Raw genomic sequence first — 24329 nt, forward strand, 5'->3', positions numbered from 1 at the left:
GGCTCACCTCACTCCCTCACCTGTAGCGTCTGCACCGTTCCCACCCCGCGCACCTCCGGCTCGTACATCATCCAGGCCAGGGTAGGCAGCGCGGTGAAGCGGCCAGGGGTCTCGGCCCGCAGCACGTAGGTGAAGGTGACGGGGCCGCTCAGGTAGCTGAAGAAGAACTCCACCTGCCGGTCGCGGATCTCCCGCCCGTCGAACCAGTAGTTCCAGCCGTAGTAGTCGTCGCCGAAACGCGAGCGCACCCCGGCAATGCGGAAGGAGTCGTCGTTTTCCACCACCACCAGGCCCGCCGGGGTGGGTTCCTCCACCACCACATACCTCAGCGCGCCCTGCTCGGGGCGCACGGTGAGGGTTACCAGCACCAGCTCCCCGGCCTTGACCGGGCCGGTCAGGGGGCTCTGTTCGTAGACAAAACGTTCGGCTTTGGCGTCGTAGCGGGGGGTGAGCCTCTGGTAGGTACGGGCCACCCGCAGGCCGCGGGACTCCGGACGCAGATACTCCTTCTCCTCGAAATAGCTCACGCTGCCGCTGGTATACAGGCGGTTGTTACTGATGACCTGTACTTCGTTCTCGCCCACCTTCAGGCCTTCCAGGGCGAGTTCGGCCCCTCGGGCCGGAACCTTCAGGGTTTGCGTCTGTCCGTTGACCCGAACCTGCACCTCCTGTTCGCCGGGCTGTTCGTCGGTCGCCTTCGCAAGGGCCAGCGCAGCGATCACCACTGCGGCGGTGTCCTTGGTGGAGACCCAGCGGGCCCCCCGGCGCTCCTGCATCAGCCAGTTCACAACCTTGGGGACGGCAGGGTGGTTGGGGCGCAACTTGGCCAGGGCTTCCAGGCCTCGAGCGGTGGCCTCGATGCGGTCGTCGTTCCAGGCCCAGCGCGGGGCCCGCACCTCCCAGTAGGCGGTGCGTTCGCGTTCGGTTATTTTAGCCAGGAGACCCTCGAGGGCCTGCTCGGCCAGGGTTCGGTTGCCGTTGTGGTGGTAGGCCAGCACGATGAGCGCATGGCCGTAGGGGGTGAGGTCGGGCCTTTTCAGGTAGTCTTGCAGGTAGCTAAAGTCCAGCGGCGGGGTTTGTTGATAGGCGGTTCGGGTCAGTTGCGGCTGATTGGAGCGCTGCAAGCCACCAGGCGCACGAACGAAGTCTGTACCGATGGAGGAACGTTCCCTGGGCATATACGCGGGCCCGGCCAGGGCGAAGGCATAGGCGGCGTAGGCCACGGCGTCGGCGGCATAGGTGGGGGCGTCGGGGCGGTTCAGGGTTTTGAGCAGGTAGGCGACGCCCCGCTCGAGCACCTCCGGCCGCACCCGGTAACCGGCCTCCTGGGCCTGCAAGAGCCCGGTCAGCACATAGGACGAGATGTAGAGCGAGGAGTCGTCGTGCTGCCAGAAGCCCCAGCCGCCGTCGTCGTGCTGGAAGTCGTAGAGCCGCTTGAGGCCCACCGCCACAAAGTCGTCCAGATTTTGCACGAGCTCCTCGGGGAGCTGGGCCAGGGGGCCGGCTTGCCGGGCCAGCACACTGGGCAAAAAGCGGCTCATGGTCTGCTCGGAACAGCCGTAGGGGTAGCCGGCCAGGTAGGCCAGCGCCGGGGTCACGGCGGCGGCCAGCGAGGGGGTGAGGTAGAGCCGGCCCCGCGTCTGGCCGGGGTCGGTGGCGGGGGGCAGACTAAACGCCCAGCGATCCCCCGACTGCCCGGCCCAGCCCAGCTCCTGCTTGAGGCCCTTTGGGAAGATGGGCAGCCGGGTGCGCAGGGCATCGGAGGCGGCCGGGGTGAGGGCCGCAGCTTCCAGGGTAGCGGTGCCGCTTTGCGGGGCTCGCACCAGGTAGCCGGCGGCGGCCCGGCCCCCTGCGGGTAGCTGGGCCGGTGTGGTAGGGGGGGTGAACAGGCTGAGCCCGGTGGCCTCGAGCCGTAGCTGGCCGGTCTGGCTCTGGCCCAGGTTGTTCTGCCCGATCACCCGCAAGGTAGCCTCGTCCCCCCGAACCAAGAAGCGCGGGGTGCTCAGCCGGGCGATTACCGGCAGGGTGGTGGTTACGGTCTGGGTGGCCTGCCCAACGGTATCTGCAAGCGAGATGGCCCGGGCGGTCAGGCGCCACTGGGTCAGGTTGTCGGGGAAGCGGGCCTCTACCGTGGCCTCGCCCTGTTCGTCGGTCTCCACCGCGGGCAGCCAGAGGATGGTATCGCGGAAGTCCTCCCGCACTTTGGGCGCCGCCAGCGATTCCTTGGATTGCCCAAAGACGGCCTTGTCCATCGGGGCCCGGCCTGCTACAGCAGGTGCTGGGGCCACGTTGCCAAAGTAGAAGCCTCCGGCGGTCTGGGTGCCCACCACGTTGGACTTCAGGCCCCAGAAGAAGGCCCGGATGTCCGGGGCTTTCTCGGGCCGTACCAGGTAGATGGCCTCGTCCACCAGGCCCAGCGTGACCTGGCTTTTCACCGGATGCCCGCTGGCGTCGGTCACTTTGAGCCGGTAGATGGCGGTCTCGCCCGGCTTGTAGGTGGTTTTGTTGGAGGCCACCGCCACGTTCAGGAATTTCTCCGCTGGTGGCAGCAAAAAGCCCGCTACCTCGCTGTAGTACTCGCCACCCCCCAGCACCGTGACCGCGAGGTAGCCGTTGGGGGCCATCTCCGGGGTGAGCTTTAGCTCGTAGGTGAAGGTAGAGCCCCGGAAGCGCACTATTTCGGGCTTGCGGAGGCCCGGGCCTTCCAGGTTCACCAGGGCCCAGCCGTCGGCCACCGGCGACTGCACCACGAAGCGGGCGGTCTCGCCCACCCTGTACTGGGGCTTGTCGGGGGTAATCTTCAGGCTTTTATAGTCCCAGAACCAGTACGAACCGTCCGAGACCCAGACCCCCTCCTGGGCCTGGGTGGCCCGCCCGGCGCTGTCGCGGGCCTCCACCACCAGGGCATACGAGCCCTGCCTGGGCAGCCTGAGCTGTAGCGTGGCCTGGCCCCTGGCGTCGGTGCGCCCCTGGAGGCGGGCGGTGCGTTCCTGCTGTTCGCCCCGGCCCCGCGCCCAGTAGGCGCGGTTGGCGCTCAGGGTGAAGGGCAGCGCGACCGGGTTGCCCTCGAGGTCCTCGGCCTGCACGGTGACGGTCAGGATGTCCTGGGTCTGGTAGGCGTAGCGGTCGGTGCGGACGTTGAGCACCACGCCGGCCCGGTAGGCGGTGAGAAACCCGGTTCCGCTGATCTCCCGCCCGGCCTCGTCGGTGACACCGACCTCGAGGGTCAGCCGGTAGTCTTCCCCCAGGGGCTTCAAGGGCACCTCCACTACCAGCTCCCCCTGGGCATTGAGCCGCCCTTCGCCCCGCTCGATGATCCGGCCCTCGTAGGTGTCTTCGTAGTCGAAATTCTCGTAGAAACCGAAGCTCGAGACGTAGGCAAAGCGGTAGTAGGGCCGCTGGATGAGGGCGTAGCTGACCTTGCCGCCCGCCACCGGCCCGCCAAACAGGTACTCGCCTTTCACCACAAAGCGGGCCTTCTCCCCCTGCACCGCTACGGGTTTCTCGGGGGCCACCTCCACGCGGTACTCGGGCTTGACGAACTCCTGCACCTCGAACTCGCCGGTGTGCTCCTCGCCCTGTAGACGGGCCACCACCGTATACCCGCCCAGCCGCACGTCCAGCCCCAGGCGAAACTGCCCGGAAAAGCTGCCGTAGGCGTCGGTGCTGAAGCGGCCCGAGAACACCTCGTTGTCGTCGAAGTCGCGCACCACCACCTCCACCGGCTGATTGGTGATGGGGCGCAGGCCGCTGGCGCTGCGGGCGGTACCCTTGAAAAACACCGTGTGGCCGGGGCGGTAGACCGGGCGGTCGGTGACCAGATAAAGCCGGTTCTTTTCCAGGTTCCAGCGCTGCCAGTAGGCGCTGCTAAAGGCCCAGGAGCTGCCCGAGCGGGCCGCCACAAACAGATTTTCGGTATCCGGTAGGTTGCTCTGGAGCAGGGCCAGCCCGCCCTCGGCCCGCCCCTGCTGCACGATGCGCCGGTCCTTGGAGACAAAAATCTGGGCGGTGCGCGGCTGTCCGCTATCCAGGCTGGCGGTATAGGCCAGGATTCGTTGCGGCTCCGACTTGACCACCAGCCCCAGGTTGGTCACCAGGATCAGCGTGGCCGAGGTAGGGCGGGGGGCGCCAATCTGGGCCAGGTACAGGCCCTCGGGTAGCCGCCCCAGGCTCACCTCGCCGTAGGGCCTATTCTGGGTGCGAAAGACCGGCACGGTACGCACCGGCGACAGATCCAGCTCGCCGGTGCGCTGAAAGTCGCGCGGGCCGCCCAGTTCCACCACTTTCTCGGGGTTGCGAATCCGCAGGATACGGATCTGGCTGTGGCCACCCCCCGGCAGATAGTACTCCAGCCGCACCGGCTGGGTGGGGCTGTAGGTTCCGCCGCCGTACAACTGGGGTTCCGGGCGCTGGGCCGACCCTGGTATCAGACTCAACAAAAACAACCCAAATATGCCGAACCCTGCTCGCCCAAAACGCTTCATCTCCATAGCCTCCTAATAACTCACAATTTTCCAGCGGTAAAAGCCCAAAAAGTGGGGGTTGTCGGGCCGGGGGTGCCAGTATTTCTGGGGGTGCTTGTTCAGGGTTTCCAGGCTCACCATGCGCACCTCGCCCCCTTCGGAGGGGGCGTAGCCGGTGTGGTAGACCACCAGGTTATTTCCCAGGTACACCATGCTGTGATAGGCCGAGCCCCGGGCCAAAGGGCGCACGAAAAACAAGAGGTCGCCGCGCCGGGCTTTGTCGGGGGTGCGGCCCAGGAAGACGCTCGAGTACCGCATCAGATACATGGCGCTGGCCCAGGGTACCAGGCGGCCAGCCTGCACATCGTCCGGGCGGTAGGCCCCCGGCTCGATGCGGAAGACCGCGCGGCCAATCTGGGGCAGGGGATAGGCGCTCAGGGGCGGGGCTGCTACCCTGGGCAGGTAGGGAAATTTCTGGAACCAGGCTGCCGTTTTGGGCTTCAGGGCCTCAAAAAAGGCAAAGCGCAGCAGGCCGGCGCAGTCCTGCTCCTGGGGGGGCCAGGCGGGCGAGGGGGCGGTGAACTGGGCCTCGGCAATGGCCGCAAACCACTCCAAAAACGCCTCGCGCTGGGCGGCACTGTGGAACTCGGCAACGTCGGGGTAGCCGTCCTGGTCGAGGTCGGCAAGGTTAGACGACGGCGCGGCCAGACCTACCGTCAGAATCAACCCTAGTAGCCCCACCCACTGCCTGCTGGCCCGGTGTTTCATGACCAATTCCGATTGTAGCGTGACCCAGGGTAAGCTAGAGGCCGTCTAAAGGCCGGCTCAAGGCGGTGTGGAACGTTATGAACGACTGGAGTTGGGGGGTGCTTGGGCTGGGGGGACTCAGCCTAGTGGGGCTGCTGTGGGCAGAGTGGCAGAACCGGCGCGCGGCTCGAGCCCTCTTCAAATCCCTGTGCTCGCTGGGCTTCCTGCTCTTCGCCCTTAGCCTGGGCGTGGAAGGCTGGTTCGCACAGCTTGTGCTGGTGGGGTTGCTGCTTTCGGCGGTGGGGGATGTGCTTTTGCTCTTTGGCTCGAGCCGGGCTTTTCTGGCCGGTCTGGGGGCCTTTCTGCTGGCCCACCTGGCCTACCTGGGGGCTTTCGCGCAGGTAGGCACGCCCTCCTTGGGGGGTTTGCTGCTGGTGCTGGCGATGGGGTATGGCTGGCTGCGCTGGCTATGGCCCCATCTGGGAGGCTGGAAGGCCCCGGTGCTGGCCTACGGGGTGGTCATCAGCCTGATGCTCTGGGCTGGGCTGGGCACTGCCCAGAGCGAGATCTGGCTGGGGGCGCTGCTCTTCTACCTTTCCGACCTGTTCGTGGCCCGCCAGCGCTTCGTGGTGCAGCAGCCGCTGAACCCGTTGCTGGGCCTGCCGCTTTACTACGCAGCCCAGTACCTGCTGGCCTGGGCCGCACGGTAGCCTTACGGAAGCTGGTTGGGAGGCGGCTCGAGCACCTGGGGCAGAGTCGCTTACGCGATTTCGGCAGAGCCGAAACCCAAGGCAGAGTCGCTTACGCGATTTCGGCAGAGCCGAAACCTTTGTGGCGCGGCAAGAGGGGCTTTGGGCGGAACTCACACATGAAATTAGTACGAGCGCTGCATCACCTGAAGCCCCTGGCCCTCGAGCCAGCCTACCAGCCATTCCACCGCCGCTTTAACGCCGACTGTGCTAAGTGGCGCGCCAAAACGGCCTATGCCCACATACAGGCCGTGGGCGCTGGGGCGGGCCTCCAGGAGCACATCTTGAATCAGGTCTTCTTCCTCGAGGTGAGTGTGGAAATAGTAGCCGCCTTGGGGATCCAAAGTACGGGTGGCCTCGAGCAACACCGCTGTGCCGCCCTCAAAACGAACCACAGTTTTCTCGAAGCTCTTAATTTCGGGCAGTGTACCAGATAGCAAGGCATGGGGCATGGGATACCTCGGAAGGGGAAGCCAGGGGGTGGAATCCTCGGCGATTTTGCGAAACACCGCATGATAAAACTGACGCCCTTGTTCCTTCCACTTGAGCGCATACTTAGTGGTGAGGTGATGTGCAGGGGGTGGTGGGGTCTGGACATCGAATAGTCCACTGGCCCTGCCCTCGGCCTGGGCGAACCTCCAGTATTCCTCGTGATCGGTGGTGAGCAGTAACTCGCCGCCCTCGGCCAGCCGGGTTGAAAGACGGCGAAAGAAGTGTTGCTGTAACAGGCGATTCTCCTGGTGCTTGGACTTGGGCCAGGGGTCGGGGAAGTTCACATAGACCCTTCTCAGGCTGTGTGGCGCGACCAGGTTGCGCAGGGCGAAACCGGCTGTGCCGTGGTAAACCCGTATGTTGGTCAGACCCTCGCGCCGAAAGCGCTTCAGGGCTCTGGCTACCGAACCCGCCGAAACTTCCACCCCCAGGATCTTCCACTCGGGGTATAGCTGGGCGATCTGAGCGGTAAATCGCCCGTCGCCAAAGCCGACCTCGAGTATCTGCGGTGCTTCAGGTAGAGGAAGCTCGGTCTCGCCCAGACGAATCAACACAAGGAGCCATTATAGAACGGCCTTCAGAAAGAGTGGTACAGCCCCGGACGCAAAAAGTGCTTTTCAAGACGCATTTTTTGCCAGCGAGAGCCCCGCAACACCTGCATCCGTGGGTCACGATAAACAAAGTCCGATGGCTGGCGTTGCGGTGCCTACAGAGGGTGGTAGACTTGAACCAGCTATGGTAGATGTGGGCCTCGAGCAAGCCTTTGCCAAGGTACGGGCGTTCCTGGAGGGCGACTTTGAACACCCAGGCCTGACCCTCTACGATTTACAGAATCTGGTGGGCTACAACAGCCGCGTCAAAACCGACGGCCCGCTCTCGTACACCCTGCCCCCGGAGCCAGCCTTGAGTGGAGTGGCGGCAGTGCGCCTGTACTACTACCCCAAAGACCCCGAAGTCAACCTAATTGTCGAGATTGAAGACAAAGCCCGCAAACGCCACCTGCGACACTTTAAGTGGAACGGCATTTCCTGGACGGCAGCCCGGGGCCTGAAGGCCGACCTGACGGCCACCCGCGAAGTGCTGCCCTCGATTGAAGAGATGGGGGGGGACTTTTTCTTAGGCTATGCCTCCGAGGAAGCTAAAGAGCTGGCCGAGGCCATTCGCCGCGGTGAGGCAGCGGGGGCCAAGTACATGCTGTGTACCCGCGACAACACCCGCATCTTTTATGCCCCGGCCAGCTCGCCTCCGGCGGTGCCCTGTCCCCGCTGCGGTAACACCAACATGATTTTCAAGACCCTGACCCTGGCTACTCCCGAAGATCGCATCGAGGCGATTTTGCGTGAGCAACGGGCTTTGCGAACGGCGCTGGAAGATCTGCTGCTCTACCTCAAGCGTAAGCTGGGGCCCTAGCGCAAAGCAAATGGATTGAAGCGGGTGTCGCGGTCGTAGTAGTCTTCGTTCTCGGCTCGCTTTAAAAAGCCCACCACACCATAGGTAATGGGCGTGAAGAGCACCTCCACACCAACCTTAAAGATGTAATTTGAGACAAACACTGTCCAGAGCAGGTTGTTGTCCCAAATGCCATAAAAGGCCACCAACAGAAAAATGGCGGTGTCCAAGCCCTGTCCTACCAGGGTAGAACCGATGGTACGCAGAGCTAAAAAGCGCCCCTGGGTAGCCACTTTGAGCCGGGCCAGAATATAGCTGTTGGCAAACTCACCCACCCAGTAGGCCACCAGGCTGGCCAGCACGATGCGGGGTACCAGGCCCAGGATGGTAGAGAAGGCCTCCGCCGATTTTTGGCTAAACTCGTCGCTGGGTGTGGGCAACGCACTCACCAGGCCGAAGGTGAGCGCAGAGAGCAGCAATAAGAAAAAACCAGTCCAGATCACCCGGCGGCTTCGCTTATAGCCATACACCTCGGTTAGCACGTCACCAAAGATGTAAGCCAGTGGGAACAGCAGGGTACCGCCGTCGAAGGTAAACGGGCCGAAAAGCACCACTTTGGTCGAGGCGATATTGGAGACCACCAACACCACCACAAACAGGGCTGTAATGAGGTCGATGTAACGATAGGTTTTCATAGCAAGTTGGCGTGCGCTGCAGAGGCGCGTAGGGTTGGGTTTGACTGGCCCGGCAACAGCCTACTTCTAGGCCTGCGAAGTGATGAAGGGTAGGTTGCGGTCGAACTGGCCGCGATCGAGGCCGTAGCCATACACAAAGGCATCCTCGATTTCAAAGCCCAGATAGTCGATCGGAACCTCGACCTGGCGTCGGGAGGGTTTGGACAGCAAGGCGGCAATTTTTAGCGAGGCAGGCTGCCGAGCCTCCAGCATACGCAACAGATAGTTGATGGTGATACCGGTGTCCACGATATCTTCCACCACAATTACATGCCGGCCCGCAATCGGAAGCCGCAGGTCTTTTATGAGCTCCACCTCGCCGCTGGTTTTCTGGCTGTCGCCATACGAGGAGACTGCCAAAAAGTCCATGGTTAGCGGCATATCAATGGCCCGCACAAGGTCGGCCATGAAGACGAAGGCTCCGTTGAGCACACAGACCAGATGAGGTTCCTGACCCTGGTAATCGCGTTTAATCTGTTCGCCCATCTCGCGTATGCGGGCGGCGATTTGGGTTTCGCTGATTTGTACTTTGCCGTTTCCGGGTCGAAAGATGCTCACTGCTCGATTCTACGGCACTCTTCTGGACTCGTACATCGGCCTGCGAGTTTTTTGGGCTGGAGTGGGCTTTGGATTTGACCAGAGGAGCGGTTGGGACAGGCTTCCGGGTTTGGGCTGGCTTGCGCAATTCGGCACTGCTATACAGCAACTTGATCTCTTCTGGGGTAAGGTAGCGCCACTCACCGGCCTCGAGCTCACCCAGCTCTATGGGGCCCACGGCCAGCCGCACCAGGCGCTCTACCGGATAACCCACCTTGCCCAGCATTCGGCGCACCTCACGCTTGCGACCTTCGGTTAGCACCAGCTTGACCCCGTCTTTGACCGGGTAGGCCTCGAGGGCCTGGGCCAGCCCATCCCCCAACATGACCCCTTGCACCAGCTGCTGGCAGGCCTTTTTACTAACCTTGCCGTTTTTGCACCAGGCCCGATAGAGCTTGGGCACCTGGTTGCGGGGATGGGTGAGGTACTGGGTCAGATGGCCGTCGGTGGTCAGGAGCAGCAGCCCCTCAGTGTCCTTGTCCAGCCGCCCGACCGTATGCAGGCCAGGGTGCTTGGGAACCAGCTCGTAAACAATTTTTTCGGCGTGCTCATCCTCGTGGGTGGTGGTGTAACCCTTGGGTTTGTGTAGCGCGATGACCACATTTTTTTGCGGCATACGCACCCGTTCACCGTCCAGCCGCACAATGTCGCCGGGCTGCACGACCGCACCGATGGTGGCGACCTGCTGATTGATGGTCACCCTTCCCGCGCGGATTAAGTCCTCGGCTTTGCGGCGGCTGGTGACCCCCGCACGGGCTAAAAATTGCTGTAAACGCATACCCACCATAGTATTACTTGCCGGGTCAAAGCGTATCAGGGTGTGTTGCTACAGAGGGGACTTCTTCTGGAAGTGGGGTGGGCGCTTTTCGCGCAGCGAGCGCAGACCTTCCTGGGCATCGGGGCCCAGGAAGCCCATAAACTCGAGGGCCAGCGAGGTGTCGAAATTGGGCCCCATCATGCGCAGCCAGTTGTTGAGGGCATACTTGGTAAAGCGAATGGCCGAAGGCGCGCCCTGGGTCAGCCGGGTTGCAATTTTGAGGGCCTCGCTATAGACCTCGCTATCCTCCACGCAGCGCGAGACCAGCCCAATGCGCTCGGCCTCCTCCCCGGTGAGCGGCTCGTTCAACAAAAGGTGGTACTTGGCCTTGCTCATACCGCAGAGCAAGGGCCAGATCATCACCGAGTGGTCGCCGGCCGCGACCCCCAGCCGCACGTGCCCATCCACGATGCGGGCGTTTTTCCCAGCCACACTGATATCGGCCAGTAGCGCTACGGCCAGCCCAGCCCCTACCGCCGGCCCCTCGATGGCCGCCACGATGGGCTTGGCGCAGTTCACCACCCCGTACACCAGGTCGCGGGCCTCCTTCCAGACCCGCAGCAAGGTTTCGTAATCCCGGATCATCGCCTCGATCATCTCGAAGTCGCCGCCGCTGCTAAAGGCCCCGCCCTCGCCCCGCACCAGCACCGCCCCGATGCTTTCATCGGCGTCGATATCCCGCCAGACATAGGCCAGCTCGCGGTGCATCTGGCTATCGGCGGCGTTGAGGCGGCCTGGGTTGGAGAGGATGACCTCGAGCACGCCCTCGCCGGGTTCGGCAAACTTCAGACGCTGGTAGCGTTGTCGCCAGTTCATGCTAAAAGTTTACGCAATGCGCTGACTAGCCGTGCCGGCTTATTTATGGGTACAATCCGCTGGCATGGCCCTATTTGCCGTGAACAAACCGCTGGGGCGCACCTCGCACGACGTGGTGGACATGGCCCGTAAACTGCTGGGCACACGCCGGGTAGGTCATACCGGAACCCTCGACCCTCTGGCTACGGGCGTTCTGATCCTTGCCACGGAGGCCTCCACCAAGCTGGTGCCTTTTTTGTCCGCAGAAGAAAAAGAATATATCGCCTGGGTTTCTTTTGGCGTCACCACCCTGACCCTGGATGCCGAGGGGCCTATTGTGGGGCCTGTGACCAGCTATCCAAGCCAGCGCGAGATTGAAGCCGCCCTGCCCTGGTTTTTGCAACTGACCGAACAGACCCCACCGGCTTACTCGGCGGTAAAGGTAGGGGGGGTCAAGGCCTACGAGGCGGCCCGCAAGGGGCAGGCCCTCGAGCTGACTCCCCGCCCGGTCAAATACTACGAGGCCAGGCTGCTGGCCTATGACCCCGCGCCCATACCCCACCGCATTGCCCCCTCGGCCACCGGCTGGCAACTGGCCCCACGGGGCCGCCCGGTCGAACTGCCCAGGCCGCTGGGTGATTTCCCGACCGCGGTGATTCGTTTAGTGGTGGGGCCCGGTACTTATGTGCGCTCATTTGCCCGCGATCTGGGCCAACGGCTGGGCACCCAGGCTTTCCTCTCGGGGTTGGTGCGCACCCGGGTGGGGAAGATTGGCCTCGAGCAGGCCCAGGAGATCGAACACCTGGATGTGAGCAGAACCCTGGACGAGCTCGAGGCCCTTTCCTGCCCCAGCGTGGAACTCACACACGCCGAGGCCAAACGGGTGATGGAGGGGGTTCCCCTGGCGATTCCAGCCAAAGGCCTGGTGGCCCTGGTGGGCCCCAAGCGCCGCCTGGTGGCCATTGCCGAGGGCGATGGCTTCAAGCTGCGTATTAAGCGGGTCTTCAAGGCGTAGCGATTAACCCACCTCGAAGATTTCTTTGAAGACCGGCTGCGACAGCACCACCGAGGTGCGGGTGCTGCCATAAAAGCCGAGCTGCTGGATTAGCTCCTGTAAATGTTCCACCGAGGGGGTGCGTACTTTGGCTACAAACGACGACTCGCCGGTGACGAAGTAACACTCCCGCACTGCCGGGGTGGCCTGGGCAAACTCGAGCATCTGCTGGTAGCGGTGCGGTGGGGTGGCCACCTCGATCAGGGCGGTGATGGTGTAGCCGAGGGCCTCGGGGTTAATCCGGGCCCCATAGCCCACGATAATGCCGGCGTCCTCGAGGCGGCGCACCCGCTCGGTGACCGACGGTGTCGAGAGCCCCACCCGGCGGCCTAGCTCGCTGTAGGAGAGCCGCCCGTCGCGCTGTAGCTCGTTCAGGATGGCAATATTGAATTTGTCCAGCAGTTTGGAAGCCATAGAGCCTATTATGCCTTAAGAAAATCAAATAGATTCGACATCTATCCTTAAGTTTTCACTTTCTTTTGAAGGTCAGTCGGTCTAGGCTTGGGGAAAACAGGAGGTTGTTATGGTGATTGGTGTTCCCAAGGAAATCAAGACGCTCGAGAACCGTGTGGCCCTTACGCCGGGGGGGGTGACCAGCCTGGTGCGGCGCGGGCATAAGGTGCTGGTGCAGCAAGGGGCCGGGGTGGGTTCGGGCCTATCCGATGCCGAATACCAGAAGGCGGGGGCCGAGATCGTAAGCGCCCAGGAAGCCTGGGCCGCCGATCTGGTGGTCAAGGTCAAGGAGCCCATTGCCGAGGAGTACAAGTACCTGCGCCAGGGTCTGATCCTGTTCACCTACCTGCACCTGGCCGCCGATGAGCCGCTTACCAAAGCTTTGCTGGCTGGGGGTACGACCGCCATCGCCTACGAAACGGTGCAGCTCGAGGATGGCTCCCTGCCCCTGCTCACCCCCATGAGCGAGGTGGCCGGGCGCATGGCCCCGCAGGTGGGGGCAGCGGCCCTGGAGAAGCCCCACGGCGGGCGCGGGGTGCTGCTGGGGGGCGTGCCGGGGGTGGCCCCGGCCAGCGTGGTGATCATCGGTGGTGGCATTGTGGGCACCAACGCGGCCAAAATCGCCCTGGGCATGGGTGCTCAGGTGACCATTCTGGACGTGAGCAAAGCCCGCATGCAGTACCTCGACGACGTGTTTGGCGGTCGGGTGATCACCCTGGCTTCCACCGAGGCCAACGTGGCGGCCTCCATCCGCCACGCCGACCTGTTGATTGGGGCGGTGCTGATTCCGGGGGCCAAAGCCCCCAAGCTGGTTACCCGCGAGATGCTTTCCACCATGAAGGAAGGTGCGGTGATTGTGGACGTAGCCGTGGATCAGGGGGGCTGTGTCGAGACCATCCACCCCACCACCCACGCCGAGCCCACCTATGTAGTAGACGGAGTGGTGCACTACGGGGTGGCCAACATGCCGGGGGCAGTGCCGCGCACCTCCACCTTTGCCCTCACCAACCAGACCCTACCCTACCTGCTCAAGCTGGCTGAGAAGGGCCTGGGCGCGCTGCAAGAGGATGCAGCCCTGTTGCAGGGTCTCAACACCCACCAGGGCCAACTGACCTGCCGGGGGGTGGCCGAGGCCTTTGGCCTGCCCTATGTCGAACCTAAAGCGGCTTTGTAGTGCCGTGCTCGAGGGAAAGCAGCAACTCGAGGAATTCCTCATAGCAGCGCACCAGCACCTCTTCTGATACGGGCCGAATCTCGAGCCGCCCCATGCCCATGGGGATGACCCAGTTAAGGGCCTGGCTCACCTTCTTCTTGTCGCGGCTGAGGAAAGGGGTGAGATCTGCCCAGCTCAGGCGGGGGGGTGGCGGAGGGGTGAGCCACTGCAGGAGTTTTAGCACCTTGGGTACCAGATCCGCCCCGCCATGGGCCCGGCCCAGCAGGGCGGCGTAGAGCAGCCCGTAGGCCACTGCTACCCCGTGGGGTATGGCCCCATGGGTGGCGCCCTCGAGAGCATGGCCCAGGGTGTGCCCCAGGTTGAGCTTGCGGCGCTCGTTTTGCTCGGTGGGGTCGGCCTCCACCACCCTTACTTTGACCATCACGGCGCGGGCCAGGTAGGGCTCGAGGCCTTCCCAATCGGGTGAGACCGGCTCTACGTTGACCAGCAGCTCGTCACCAGCGATAAGGCCGTGCTTGAAGGCTTCTACCAGCCCCTCCTTGAAGGTTTGGGGTGGAAGGGTGCGAAGGGTGTGTAGCTCGGCATATACCCCTGCCGGGGCATAAAAAGCGCCGACCAGATTTTTACCTTCGGGCAGGTTAATGCCGGTTTTGTTGCCCACCGAGGCGTCTACCATGGCCAGGGTAGTGGTGGGTAGGCTGATGTACCGTATTCCGCGCAGGTAGGTGGCGGCCACAAACCCGCCCAGATCGGTAAGACAGCCTCCACCCACCACGTACAGCGTGGTGTTGCGTGGGAGGGCCTGCTGGGCCAGCCAGGACAGCACCCGGCCATAGCTATCGAGGCTCTTTGCGCCTTCGCCACCGGGCAGCCCTAGGCTTAGCGGAACATCCAGGCGGGCAGCTACTCGCTGGGCGTAATCCCGTACGGCCAGGTCGTAGAGGAGGGCCCGGGGGCCAGGGGCCTGGGGGAGCTCGAGGTCGAAGCCGATGTGAATCGGATAGGGAACTGGGTATCTAATCTGCAGTTTCTGCATACGCCCACAGTTGGTCGATAATTTCATCTACCACTTCGGCGACGGGCCGATTATCGGTAGAGACGTGAATTGTAGCCTGGCGATAGATGGCCTCCCGCTCGGCCAGTAGCTGCTGGATGCGTTTGAAGGGATCGGGGTTCTCGAGCATGGGGCGCTGTCCAGGGCGACGGCTGATGCGCTCGAAGATGGTGGCGGGGCTGGCCCATAGTGCCACCACCGGCCCCCGCTGCAACAGTTTTTGCCGATTCTCTGGGTTAACAAAAGTACCGCCCCCCAGCGAGAGCACCAAAAAATCTTTCTGGGTTAGCTCGTTTACCGCCTCGGTCTCGAGTTGCCGAAAAGTAGCCTCCCCCAGGTGGCGGAAAATGTCGGCTACCGAAAGCCCCATCTCCCGCTCGATGTAGCGATCGAGGTCGATGAAGTGCAGCATCAGCTCGCGAGCCAGCTCCCGCCCAATGCGGCTTTTGCCCACGCCCATAAAGCCGGTGAGGGCTACCCAGGTAACGGGGCGTTCAATCTCGATCATAAAAGGGGGCTGTTCCCAGGATGCGCGCTTGCTCGATAGCCGTCAAAACCTAGTATTCCAGCACCCGTTGCTTGTATCGCTCGACCCGCTCGACCAGCTCGCCCAGGGTGTCGCCGCCAAATTTCTCCAGGTAGGCCTGGGCCAGCACGATGCCCACCAGGGCCTCCAGAATTACGCTGGCCGCCGGTACCGCGGTCACGTCGGAGCGCTCCCGGGCGGCATCGGCTGGCTGGTGTGTCACCACATCAACCGTGGGTAGGGGCTTCATCAGGGTGGCGATGGGCTTAAGAGCGGCGCGCACCACCAGCTCTTCTCCGGTGGTCATGCCGGCTTCGGTGCCTCCGGAACGATTGCTCTGGCGGTAGTAGCCCCGGCCGGGCTCCCAGTAGATGGGGTCATGAACCTGCGATCCCGGCTTCATGGCGTTGCTAAAACCAGGGCCAATCTCCACCCCCTTAATGGCCGGAATGCTCATGACCATCTGGGCGATGCGCCCGTCGAGCTTGCGCTCCCAGTGCATCTGGGAGCCGAGCCCCATCACCAGCCCTTTGAAGCGGGCTTCGATGACGCCGCCCAGGGTATCGCCGGCGGCCTTGGCCTCGTCTATGCGGCGGATCACCTCGGCCTCGGCCTGGGGGTCGGTCATCCGCACCGGGCTGGTTTCGATGCGTTCCTTGAGGCTCCAGTCGAAGGGAACCTCGCTCCAGACCCCGGCCATCCCGTCCACGAACGAGGCGCTTTCCACCCCAAAAAACGAGAGCAGCTTATGAGCGATGGCCCCTATCGCTACCCGCATGGCGGTTTCGCGGGCCGAGGCGCGCTCGAGCACATCACGTAAGTCTTTATGCCCGTATTTGACACCCCCCGCAAGGTCGGCGTGACCAGGCCGGGCCGCCGTAAGGGCCTTTTTGCGCGGCTCGTTGCCGGGGGCCGGATCCATGATCTCGAGCCAGTTGCGGTAGTCGGTGTTTTTGATGACCAGCGTAACCGGGGCTCCGGTGGTGCGCCCGGCCCGCACACCACTTACGAACTCCACCGTATCGGTCTCGATGACCATCCGCCGCCCGCGCCCGTACCCACCCTGGCGTTTTTTGAGCCAAGGGTTGATATCTTCAACGGTCAAAGGTAGCTGGCTGGGCAGGCCCTCCACGATGCCGGTAAGTTGTGGCCCGTGGGATTCTCCAGCAGTTAGAAAACGCATGAACAGAATCTAGCATAACCGCGGCCAAGTCCAAAACCAGGTCGCTGCTGCTAAGGGGCCTGCAGAAAAAAGCCGGGCCAGCGCCCGGCCTTCATGTGGATACCACCTAACGTTGAGCGGTGTCCTTGACGATGTTACCGGTGATAATCACGATCAGCTCGTCGTCTTTGATCGAGGAAGTGCGCTGCTTAAAGAGTTCACCCAGCAAGGGGATATCACCCAGCAGAGGCACTTTGGTCTCGGAGGTATCGGTGACTTTCTGAATCAGACCCCCCAGCACCACGGTCTGCCCGTCGCGGATGCGCAGTTTTGACAGGGTGGACTGCTGCGGAATGCGGATGCTGCCTGCCGGGCCATCGGCGGGGTCGCCGCCGGTCTGGGTGAAGACCTCGAGCAGGATGTTGCCATCCGTCGAGATTTGCGGACGCACCCGCACCAGCAGCCCGTAATCGAACTCGCGCACCGAGACCTGGTCGCCGATGGTAATAGGGATGAGCAGCCGGCCCCCTACCTTAATTTCCGCACCCTTGGCTCCGGTAGCCCGCAGATCGGAAGTATCGGCACCATAGTTGTCCTCTACCAGCACATTGGCATCACTCAGGCGGCGTGAAAGCTGCTGTTTTTCCAGCGCGTCCAGCACGGCCCGGATATTGAGTGAGGCCAGGCTGCGGGTGGCATCGAAAATCAGGTTCAGACCGGTGGACAGGAAGCTGGCGATCAGGTTGCCCCCCGAGACGGTCTCCCACTTGATACCCAGGTTGCGAATAACCTCGCCCGAGACTGCCTGCACCCGGATCTGGAGCTGCACTTGCTGCACAGGCCGATCCAGGGTGGGAATTAGGCGCTCGGCCAGGGCAATCTGGTCGGCGGAACCGGTGACGATGAGGGTGTTGGTACGGGGTTCGGCCACCACCGTCACCTGGGGCGTGGCCTGGGCCTGGGCCTGCGCGGGTGCTGCCTGGCCTTGCGCCTGGGCCGCAATGGCCTTGCCCAGCACATCGGCCAGCTCGCTGGCCCGGGCATGTGAGAGGGCAAACGACTTTTGTACAAGCGGAATGGTTGCAGCAGGAGCCTTGGGCACATCTATACGCTGCAGAAAGTTTAGGGCATCCGTTACCGAACGCGATGGGCCGCTAATAGAGAGCACGTTCTGCCCAGGCACAGCGCGTACAGTAACGCCAGGCACCTCCTGCTGAACAAAGGTGGCCAGGGCTGCAGGATCACCCGAGCGTACCTGATAAAACTCCCGTACTGCCGGCTCGCTGGGCTGGGCAGGCTGGGCGGCTTGACCGCGGGCCCGATCCACCACTTCCTTAGGCCCTACCACGATCACGTTGTTCTCGAGCAGCGCGTAGGTGATGCGGCCATCGCCGTAGGTGTTGATGAGTAGATCCCATACCTGCCGGAAGGGCTTGCGGTCGATATCTGCGCTAACGTTGACGTTGGGGATATCGCGAAGAATAGGGGAGAGCCCCACACTGCGGGCCAGCGCATCCAGAAGGGTGGGTAGGGGTAGGTTGGTGCCAATGTTGCTTACCGGTTGATCGAAGCGGGCATCCCTGGGCAAAGTACCCTGGGCCAGCGCCAGACTCAACACTACCAAAAGAGCAAACAAACGCTTCATATTCACCGCCTAGGGGTTATCCATTGTGAGGTTCAGGCTATCTGAACCTTGCACCAAAAGGGCTTCTTTCGCGCTCAGGCTTTTGAGCAGTACATCGCTACCGGGAAGGGTGCGGCCTACTGGCAGCACTGTAAAGCCGTCCTTGCTCTGGAAAATGGCTACGCTGGTTGGGCCCAGTACCACCCCCGAGAGCTTTAGGTTTTGTTCGCGCACAAATCGAGCCAGGGGGCTTTCCTGAACGGTTTCTTGCCCACGGGCCAGGTCACTTTTAGGCTCGAGCACCTGGGCCAGCCGGGCGTTGATTTCGGCCCGTGCGAACTCGAGGTTGCTAGGGGCCGTGGCAGCTGGCGCCACATCCAAAGCTGCCTCTTCCTTGATCGGACTGGCAGTGTCGCTTAGCTCACGCTCCAGGGGTGCGAGCCGGATGGGCAGGGTGCCCGACCCCAGGCTGACCGCACCGGGTAGGCTGGCGCGGGCCGTACCCTGGGCCAGGCGAGGCTGGGCAGTGGGAGTAGAGGGTGGTATTGGGGTAGGCCGGGTACCGGGCAGGCTGGGACGGGGTAGTGGGGTGGTGGGCTGCCGCACCTGTACCTGGGCGGTTTGGCGAGGGATAGGTTGGGCGGCCACCGGCGGTGTCGTGGTCGGACGGCTGGCAGCGGTTGGGGCCGGTTGAGCCACGGTGGGCGGGGCGGTTTCGATGATCAAGGGTACGAAGGGGTTGGGTGGCACCGTGACGCGAGGCTGGGCCGCCAACGTGCCGGTAGCTGCTTCACCCTGACTGGTGGGCTGTTCGTCGCGGGGGGCCTCGGTGACCAAGAAGGGTACGGGAAGCACCTCGAGCGGCCGGGCGGTGGTCACGGGTGCTGTGGGCTCTACCGGCGCCGGTGTTGGGGCTGGCGCTGCTGGCTGCTGAGCTGTTTGGCTTGGGCGGAAGAAGCCAACATACCAGGCCGCGACCGCCCCTACTAGCAGGGTTGCGACCAGCGCCACTTTAGCCGACTGGGGCATGCGCTGGAGGAAATTCATGGCCGACCTCCAGGCTGATTGGGCTGGCCTTGCTGGGTTCCCTGGGCGGGCTGGCCCTGGCCGGTATAGGTGTACACCGTCATGGTTAGGCTGGTGTTGATGATGGGGTTGGTGGCCTGGGCCTCCGTAGCGGCAGGCCCGCTGCCACCAAGGGTAAGGTTGAGGCCCGAGACGGTGGCGAACCGCTGCAGCCCCTCGAGGTTCCGTAAAAACACATACAGCTCGGGGAAGGGCGACTCGACCTGCAAGGCCAGGTTGGTGGCCCGTACGTTGGCGACACCCTGACTATCGCCAGCACTGCGGCTTAGAGTTCGCAGTACTACCCCGCTTTCCCGAGCGGTTTGCGCCAGAGAACTCAGAACCCGGCCAAGCTGTTCGGTGGGAGGTAGCTCGCGCAAAAACTGTTGCCGCTCGGCATCCAGGCGGGCGATGGTCTCGCGCAACTGGGGCAGCGCACGCTGGGCTGCACGGCCACGGTCGCGTTCGACAGTAAGACGGTCTACTTCGGCCTGTAGCTCCGGTATGCGCCCTTGGAGGGGCTGGGTTACCAGGAAGTACCACATCGCACCAAGCAACAAGGCCGCCACTATGGCGACGATGGCCCACTCACGCTGGCCCATTCTAGCGAGAAGGGCTACCACTGTCCTCACCTCCCGTCGTGTTGCTGGCGGTTGCCGCGGCTTGGCCGACCAGGCCGATGGTGGCCCCGAAGGTGTAAAGCTGTCGGGTCTGATCAAGGCTGGCGTTCTGGAAGTTGATACCAAAGCGCGGCGAGTTTTCGAAGGCCTCGACGAAGCGAATCAGAGCGTTTTGCCCAATGGCTTCGCCTTGCAGGTTGAACTCTACGCTGACCGGCTTGCCATCGTAGAGGCCGTTTTGTACGTTGCTCTGAATCTCCTGGGGAGTAAGGCTTTTGGTGCCGATGCTGCGCAAGGCTACCCCAAACCGGCGGCCTTCCCGCGGGATCTGATTGATGACCTGGGCCAGGTTGTCTGACCAGGGCACAAAGCGCTCGCGCAGTTGGTTACGCACTGCGAGGAGCTGCTCGAGTTCGCGCTGCTGTTGGTTGAGGCGGTTTTGCTCGGCGATGAAGGGGCGTAGCACATCCACCTCTACTTGTAGCTGGTCACGCTGATTTTCCAGTGCCTGCACTTTCGAGAGAGTCGAGAAGTGGAGAAAGGCCACCGTCCCCAGCATCGCGAGCACCACCGCCACAGCGGCCAGGCGCCACCAGCCAGGCTCAACCCGACGGCGCAGGTTCTTGGGCAGGAGGTTGAGTTTAATCAAGTGGATTCACCCCCCGTAGGGCCAGACCCACCGGTACCGTGAACTCTGGCGCCAGACCCCGCAGGTACTCTAGATCGAAGCGACTCTTGTCGATCTGGAGGCCCTGCCAAGGATCGGCGATTTCCAGCGGGATACCGAGCGTGTCAGATAAAAGCGGCACCAAGCTTCGCAGCTTACTGCCACCTCCGGCCACAAAACCCTGGTCTACACCGAGGTCGCCTACTTGCACCCGGAAGAACTCCAGACTGCGACGCAACTCGGTGGTCAGCTCGACCAACACCGGCCGAATTGCGTCGTACATACGGGCTGGATTGAAACGCTCGCGCTCGGCGTCGAAGTCGAGCAGCAAGTCCTCGTCTTCGGTGGGGATGGTGGCCAGGCCGTAGTTTTTCTTGGCCTCCTCGGCGGCCACCAGATCAAGGTTGAAGGCCTTTGAAATGGCGGCGGTGAAGTCCTTGCCAGAGAGGTTGATAACCCGGTTCAAGAGCAGCCGCTCGCCGCGGGTAAGCACCAGTGCCGAGGACTCCGCCCCAATCTCGAGGAAGAGGGAGATTGGTTCGCGGTCGGTAGCTACCAGCCGGGAGGCCAGGGTACGCAGCCCAGCAAAAGGCTTTACGTCTATTACCAGCGGCTCCAGGCCAGCCGCTTTGAGGGCCTCTACCAAGCTGGCCACGGTTTCTTGCCGGGCAGCACCCACCACCACGTCCATCTGCTCACCGTCCGGTATGGACTCGAGGGTATCCAGGGGCGCATAGTCCAATACCACCTCGTCAATCGGGAAGGGAATGTAGCGCTCGGCCTCCCAGCGCACCGCTTCCTCCAATTGCTTGAGGGGCATTTTGGGTACCTGCAAGGTACGGGTAATGACCGCTAGGTTGCTGGCCGCTGTAACCACATAACGCTTGCGGGTACGCATTTCGGCCTGCATTTCCTTGATAACCTCGGCCAGGGCCCCCGGCTCGATGATCGAGCCCTCCTGAACAACCCCTGGCGGGGTAGGCCTGATACTCAGGCTTTTCAGGCTGGGGGGAGTTCCGGACAGCTCGACCATTTTGATATTGGCCGATCCGATCTCGAGGCCAAGCGCCTCGACCCTGGGCCTCAGCAACCCGCCAAAAAAATCACGCACGCTGCCCCCTTTCCCACATAAATCCAAGACTACGTGTCAGTATAGCACGGTAAATCTGCGCTGCAGCGGTCATACTGCCCACTCTAGCCCAGGCTTTAACCTTTGGGCCGTGCATTTGCACATTCAATCTTAATGCTCCTCGCCCAGGAAGTTAGGCGCAGGGGGGCTGGTTGTTGCCTAGAGAGCCCGGGCCACAGCCTCGGCGAACTGGAGGGTGGTGGCGTTGCCCCCCAGGTCGGGGGTGCGGGGGCCTTCCTCGAGTACCTTGTCCACGGCGGCCTCTACTCGGCGGGCGATCTCGTGCTCGCCTAGGTGCTCCAGCATCATCACGCCTGAGAGGATGGTGGCTGCCGGGTTGGCAATGCCCTTCCCGGCGATATCCGGTGCGCTGCCGTGCACTGGCTCAAACACGGCGTGCCTGGTGCCGATGTTACCGCTGGCGGCAATGCCCAGGCCGCCCACCAGCCCAGCAGTAAGGTCGGAGATGATGTCGCCGAACAGGTTGGTGGTCACGATCACGTCGAAGCGCTCGGGGTTGCGCACGAGCTGCATGGCGCAGTTATCGATGATGATGTCCTGGGTTTTGACCTCGGGGAAACGAGCTGCCTCGGCCAGCACGGTGTTCATGAACAGGCCCTGGGTCATGGGTAGCACGTTGGCCTTGTGTGCTACGTGGAGCTGCTTGCGGGGGCGGCTGGCCGCCAGCCGGGCGGCATACTCGCCGATGCGGGCGCTGGCTTTGCGGGTAATGACCGTATCGGCAATGGCAATCTCGCCCTCGAGGTAGGTGCGTTCCTGCTCTACATAGAGCCCTTCGGTGTTCTCGCGCACCACGATCAGGTCGACCCCCGGCCTCGAGCCCGGTACGGGGTGGTGCTTGGCTGGACGCACGTTGGCAAACAGATCCAGCTTGCGCCGCATGTAGCGGATGGCCCCGAAGAAGCCCGGTACTTTTTTGGTGGGGCTGGTGGCCGCGCCGAAGAGGGTGGCGTCGGTGTGGGTAACGGCCTCGAGGGTTTCTTCGGGCACTGAGATACCTATTCGCTCGAAGGTCTCCCAGCCGGCCTGGGCCTCGACGAACTCAAACTTGAGTCCGGTGGCCTCCAGTACCAGCCTGGCTGCGGGAATCACTTCGTGACCGATGCCGTCGCCTTCAATCAAACAAATCTTGTAGGTTTTGCTCACAGTATCACCCTGGCTATTTTACAGCCGCTCCCGAAAATAACCGATATCTGGGGTGGTTTGGCTTCGACGGACTCAGCCGGTTCCCACGTCGGATTACACCGAGAAGCGCTGGTTGCAGGAAGCCGCCGTATATCTTTTCCTGATAGGCTATATGGCCATGTAGCACTATGCTGACCGGAGCTCAAGCGATAGGCATGAGGCTTATATTTTGGGGGTGGTAGCATTGTCGAGCGCACTGGCCTCGAGCGCCCGCTGTACCAGGGCTTCGGTGGCTAAAGGGGTGAGTAACACTCTTGAGACTTCGGCCTCGAGGTGGTTACCTATGCGCCAGGCCGGCTCTGCTGGGAGGGTGTGAAATTCGGGTGGAGCCCGATTATGCCCCGTGCAGTTGGGTTGAGCTCTGTAGACGTGTGTCCCCCAGCAGGCTCAAAGGCTCCTGGGCCAGGGTGCGCAGGGCCTTGCGGCGGCGGCTTTTGAGCTCCTTGAGCTCCAGGCGCTCGAGCCTGAGTCGGTTGAGGGCGTAGTCCAGATAGACCGCCTGGGCCTCGGGGGCAGCTCCGCCCAGCACCTTGCGCCGGGAAATAAAGCGTTCGGGCTCCAGGGCCTGCAACAGCTCGGGGTCGCCAAACCCCAGGTGGCTTTGCAGGTCGTCCAGGCCCAGCTCGGCTACGGTGCGGCCTTTGCTGCTCAGCTCGCGCAGCATGCCCTGCACCTTGGGGTAGGCCTCGGCCAGCGAAAGGCGCTTTCCGGCGACCAGCACATCCACCAGCTCGGAGGCCAGGACGCTGCGGTCGCGCAGGCCCTGGGCCAGTACCTCGGGCACAAAGCGGCTTTCCTGCAGGGCCACCCGCAAAAGCGCCACTGCCCCCTCGGCGGCATAGAACAGGTTGTAGAGGGGCTCGAGCACCCCCGGCCCGTGGTCGTTGACATCGCCAAAGGGGGTGCTGTAGTTGAGGTGGCCCAGGGTGGTGGGGCCGCCCATCAGCTCGGCCAGGAAGCCCCGCACGTGCTCCAGCACCACCGGGTTGACCTTCTGCGGCATGATCGAGGAGCCCTGGCTGATTTTTTCGGCGACCAGGAACCCCCCCTGCTCGGCCCAGAACAAAAGATCGGCCACCAGGCGCGAGAGGCTGGTAGCCATGCCGGCCAGGGCATAGGCGATCTCCAGGGCCCAGTCGCCGGCTGCGATGGCGTCGTAGGTGTGCTCGAGGGTGCCCCCAAACCCCAGCCACTGGGCTAAAGCCTTGCGATCCACCGGGTAGGGGCTCCCGGCCAGGGTCGAGGCTCCCAGCGGGCACTTGTCGGTGGTCTGGAAGGCCGAGCGCAGCCGCTGGTAGTCGCGCGAGAGCAGGTTTTCCACCCCGGTCAGGTAGTGCCCCAGGGTGGTGGGCTGGGCCGGGCGGTGGTGGGTGTAGGCGGTGAGGAGGGTCTGGCGGTGGTTCTGGCCCAGGCCCAGCAGTTCCCGCCTTAAGTCCGATAGCGAGGTCAGAACCCGCAGCAGCCGCTCGCAGGCATAGGCGCGGAACACCGTCAGGTCGAGGTCGTTGCGGGAGAGGCCCCGGCGCAGCGCGCTGGCGACCTCGGAGCCAAAGCGCTCGCGCAGGTAGAAGTCTATGGTGAAGAACACATCCTCGAGCTGCCCGCTAAACCCTGGAATGGGGTCTTTGCGCAACTGGCTGAGGGCCCAGGCGGCCTCCTTGGCCTCCACAATGCCGAGCTTGCCCAGGCCCAGGGCATAGGCCGTGAGGGCATCGAAAAAATAATCGCCCAGATGCTCTTTGGCAAAGCGAAAATGCCGTTGTAGCACCCAGCGACGGTACAGGTTGTGCCAACGCATGCTGTTCACCCTGC

22 protein-coding genes are annotated in these 24329 nt (G+C 63.0%); 4 read left to right on the forward strand and 18 right to left on the reverse strand.

What is annotated here, in order from left to right; genetic code table 11:
- Positions 1 to 8 precede the first annotated feature (8 nt).
- Together Q0X18_RS14795 and Q0X18_RS14800 are read right to left on the reverse strand one after the other, a co-directional pair.
- Positions 9 to 4484, reverse strand: a complete 4476-nt coding sequence (locus Q0X18_RS14795; RefSeq protein ID WP_297563692.1) for an alpha-2-macroglobulin — start codon at positions 4482 to 4484, stop codon at positions 9 to 11.
- A gap of 12 nt (positions 4485 to 4496) precedes the next feature.
- A complete protein-coding gene (locus Q0X18_RS14800; protein ID WP_297563694.1) occupies positions 4497 to 5231 on the reverse strand; it encodes a DUF1175 family protein in 735 nt (244 codons plus the stop codon).
- Positions 5232 to 5308: 77 nt separating this feature from the next.
- Here Q0X18_RS14800 and Q0X18_RS14805 point away from each other — a divergent pair, with 77 nt between their 5' ends.
- Complete coding sequence (locus Q0X18_RS14805; protein ID WP_297563695.1) at positions 5309 to 5920, forward strand: lysoplasmalogenase; 612 nt, start codon at positions 5309 to 5311, stop codon at positions 5918 to 5920.
- Between the two features lie 164 nt (positions 5921 to 6084).
- On the opposite strand, the gene trmB is transcribed toward Q0X18_RS14805, so the two are convergent.
- Entirely contained in the window at positions 6085 to 7005 is a 921-nt protein-coding gene (gene trmB, locus Q0X18_RS14810; protein WP_297563696.1) for a tRNA (guanosine(46)-N7)-methyltransferase TrmB, read from the reverse strand.
- Between the two features lie 181 nt (positions 7006 to 7186).
- Here trmB and Q0X18_RS14815 point away from each other — a divergent pair, with 181 nt between their 5' ends.
- Positions 7187 to 7861 (forward strand): hypothetical protein, encoded by a 675-nt coding sequence (locus Q0X18_RS14815; protein WP_297563698.1) that lies wholly within the window; start codon positions 7187 to 7189, stop codon positions 7859 to 7861.
- Here the strand turns inward: Q0X18_RS14815 and Q0X18_RS14820 are convergent.
- The 4 genes from Q0X18_RS14820 to Q0X18_RS14835 all read right to left on the reverse strand — a co-directional run bounded on the left by Q0X18_RS14820 (position 7858) and on the right by Q0X18_RS14835 (position 10804).
- A complete protein-coding gene (locus tag Q0X18_RS14820; protein ID WP_297563699.1) occupies positions 7858 to 8535 on the reverse strand; it encodes a queuosine precursor transporter in 678 nt (225 codons plus the stop codon). The genes Q0X18_RS14815 and Q0X18_RS14820 overlap by 4 nt on opposite strands.
- Positions 8536 to 8601: 66 nt before the next feature.
- On the reverse strand, positions 8602 to 9126 hold the full coding sequence (gene hpt, locus Q0X18_RS14825) for a hypoxanthine phosphoribosyltransferase (protein WP_297564009.1): 525 nt from the start codon (positions 9124 to 9126) through the stop codon (positions 8602 to 8604).
- Complete coding sequence (locus Q0X18_RS14830; protein ID WP_297563700.1) at positions 9044 to 9949, reverse strand: pseudouridine synthase; 906 nt, start codon at positions 9947 to 9949, stop codon at positions 9044 to 9046. Before Q0X18_RS14830 ends, hpt begins: the two co-directional genes overlap by 83 nt.
- A gap of 48 nt (positions 9950 to 9997) precedes the next feature.
- Positions 9998 to 10804 carry an enoyl-CoA hydratase/isomerase family protein gene (locus Q0X18_RS14835; RefSeq protein ID WP_297563701.1) on the reverse strand — a complete coding sequence of 269 codons (807 nt, stop codon included), beginning with the start codon at positions 10802 to 10804 and terminating at the stop codon, positions 9998 to 10000.
- A 64-nt stretch (positions 10805 to 10868) separates the two neighbouring features.
- Between Q0X18_RS14835 and truB the strand changes: the two genes are divergently transcribed.
- Positions 10869 to 11798, forward strand: a complete 930-nt coding sequence (truB, locus tag Q0X18_RS14840) for a tRNA pseudouridine(55) synthase TruB (RefSeq protein ID WP_297563703.1) — start codon at positions 10869 to 10871, stop codon at positions 11796 to 11798.
- A 3-nt stretch (positions 11799 to 11801) separates the two neighbouring features.
- On the opposite strand, the gene Q0X18_RS14845 is transcribed toward truB, so the two are convergent.
- Entirely contained in the window at positions 11802 to 12251 is a 450-nt protein-coding gene (locus tag Q0X18_RS14845) for an Lrp/AsnC family transcriptional regulator (protein ID WP_297563704.1), read from the reverse strand.
- Positions 12252 to 12360: 109 nt separating this feature from the next.
- Between Q0X18_RS14845 and ald the strand changes: the two genes are divergently transcribed.
- Positions 12361 to 13464, forward strand: a complete 1104-nt coding sequence (gene ald, locus Q0X18_RS14850; protein ID WP_297563705.1) for an alanine dehydrogenase — start codon at positions 12361 to 12363, stop codon at positions 13462 to 13464.
- Here the strand turns inward: ald and Q0X18_RS14855 are convergent.
- From Q0X18_RS14855 to Q0X18_RS14900, 10 genes are all read right to left on the reverse strand, one after another.
- Positions 13448 to 14500: a 3-dehydroquinate synthase family protein gene (locus Q0X18_RS14855; protein WP_297563708.1), complete on the reverse strand. Its 1053-nt coding sequence runs from the start codon at positions 14498 to 14500 to the stop codon at positions 13448 to 13450. The genes ald and Q0X18_RS14855 overlap by 17 nt on opposite strands.
- Entirely contained in the window at positions 14481 to 15026 is a 546-nt protein-coding gene (locus Q0X18_RS14860) for a shikimate kinase (RefSeq protein ID WP_297563709.1), read from the reverse strand. The genes Q0X18_RS14855 and Q0X18_RS14860 overlap by 20 nt, the downstream gene beginning before the upstream one ends.
- A 49-nt stretch (positions 15027 to 15075) precedes the next feature.
- Positions 15076 to 16227 (reverse strand): chorismate synthase, encoded by a 1152-nt coding sequence (gene aroC / locus Q0X18_RS14865; protein WP_297563711.1) that lies wholly within the window; start codon positions 16225 to 16227, stop codon positions 15076 to 15078.
- A 106-nt stretch (positions 16228 to 16333) separates the two neighbouring features.
- Positions 16334 to 17851 (reverse strand): secretin N-terminal domain-containing protein, encoded by a 1518-nt coding sequence (locus Q0X18_RS14870; RefSeq protein WP_297563712.1) that lies wholly within the window; start codon positions 17849 to 17851, stop codon positions 16334 to 16336.
- Between the two features lie 9 nt (positions 17852 to 17860).
- Positions 17861 to 18877 (reverse strand): hypothetical protein, encoded by a 1017-nt coding sequence (locus tag Q0X18_RS14875; protein WP_297563713.1) that lies wholly within the window; start codon positions 18875 to 18877, stop codon positions 17861 to 17863.
- Positions 18874 to 19497: a type 4a pilus biogenesis protein PilO gene (locus Q0X18_RS14880; protein WP_297563714.1), complete on the reverse strand. Its 624-nt coding sequence runs from the start codon at positions 19495 to 19497 to the stop codon at positions 18874 to 18876. The genes Q0X18_RS14875 and Q0X18_RS14880 overlap by 4 nt, the downstream gene beginning before the upstream one ends.
- Position 19498: 1 nt before the next feature.
- Positions 19499 to 20164 (reverse strand): flagellar protein FliT, encoded by a 666-nt coding sequence (locus Q0X18_RS14885; RefSeq protein ID WP_297563716.1) that lies wholly within the window; start codon positions 20162 to 20164, stop codon positions 19499 to 19501.
- Complete coding sequence (pilM, locus tag Q0X18_RS14890) at positions 20157 to 21293, reverse strand: type IV pilus assembly protein PilM (protein ID WP_297563717.1); 1137 nt, start codon at positions 21291 to 21293, stop codon at positions 20157 to 20159. Before pilM ends, Q0X18_RS14885 begins: the two co-directional genes overlap by 8 nt.
- 177 nt (positions 21294 to 21470) lie before the next feature.
- The gene (locus Q0X18_RS14895) at positions 21471 to 22478 is read right to left on the reverse strand and encodes an isocitrate/isopropylmalate dehydrogenase family protein (RefSeq protein WP_297563718.1); all 1008 of its coding nucleotides are present in this window, start codon (positions 22476 to 22478) and stop codon (positions 21471 to 21473) included.
- Between the two features lie 373 nt (positions 22479 to 22851).
- Positions 22852 to 24315 (reverse strand): lyase family protein, encoded by a 1464-nt coding sequence (locus Q0X18_RS14900; protein WP_297564010.1) that lies wholly within the window; start codon positions 24313 to 24315, stop codon positions 22852 to 22854.
- Positions 24316 to 24329: the final 14 nt, after the last annotated feature.

The sequence above is a fragment of the Meiothermus sp. genome (genome assembly GCF_026004075.1).
Lineage (GTDB): Bacteria > Deinococcota > Deinococci > Deinococcales > Thermaceae > Meiothermus.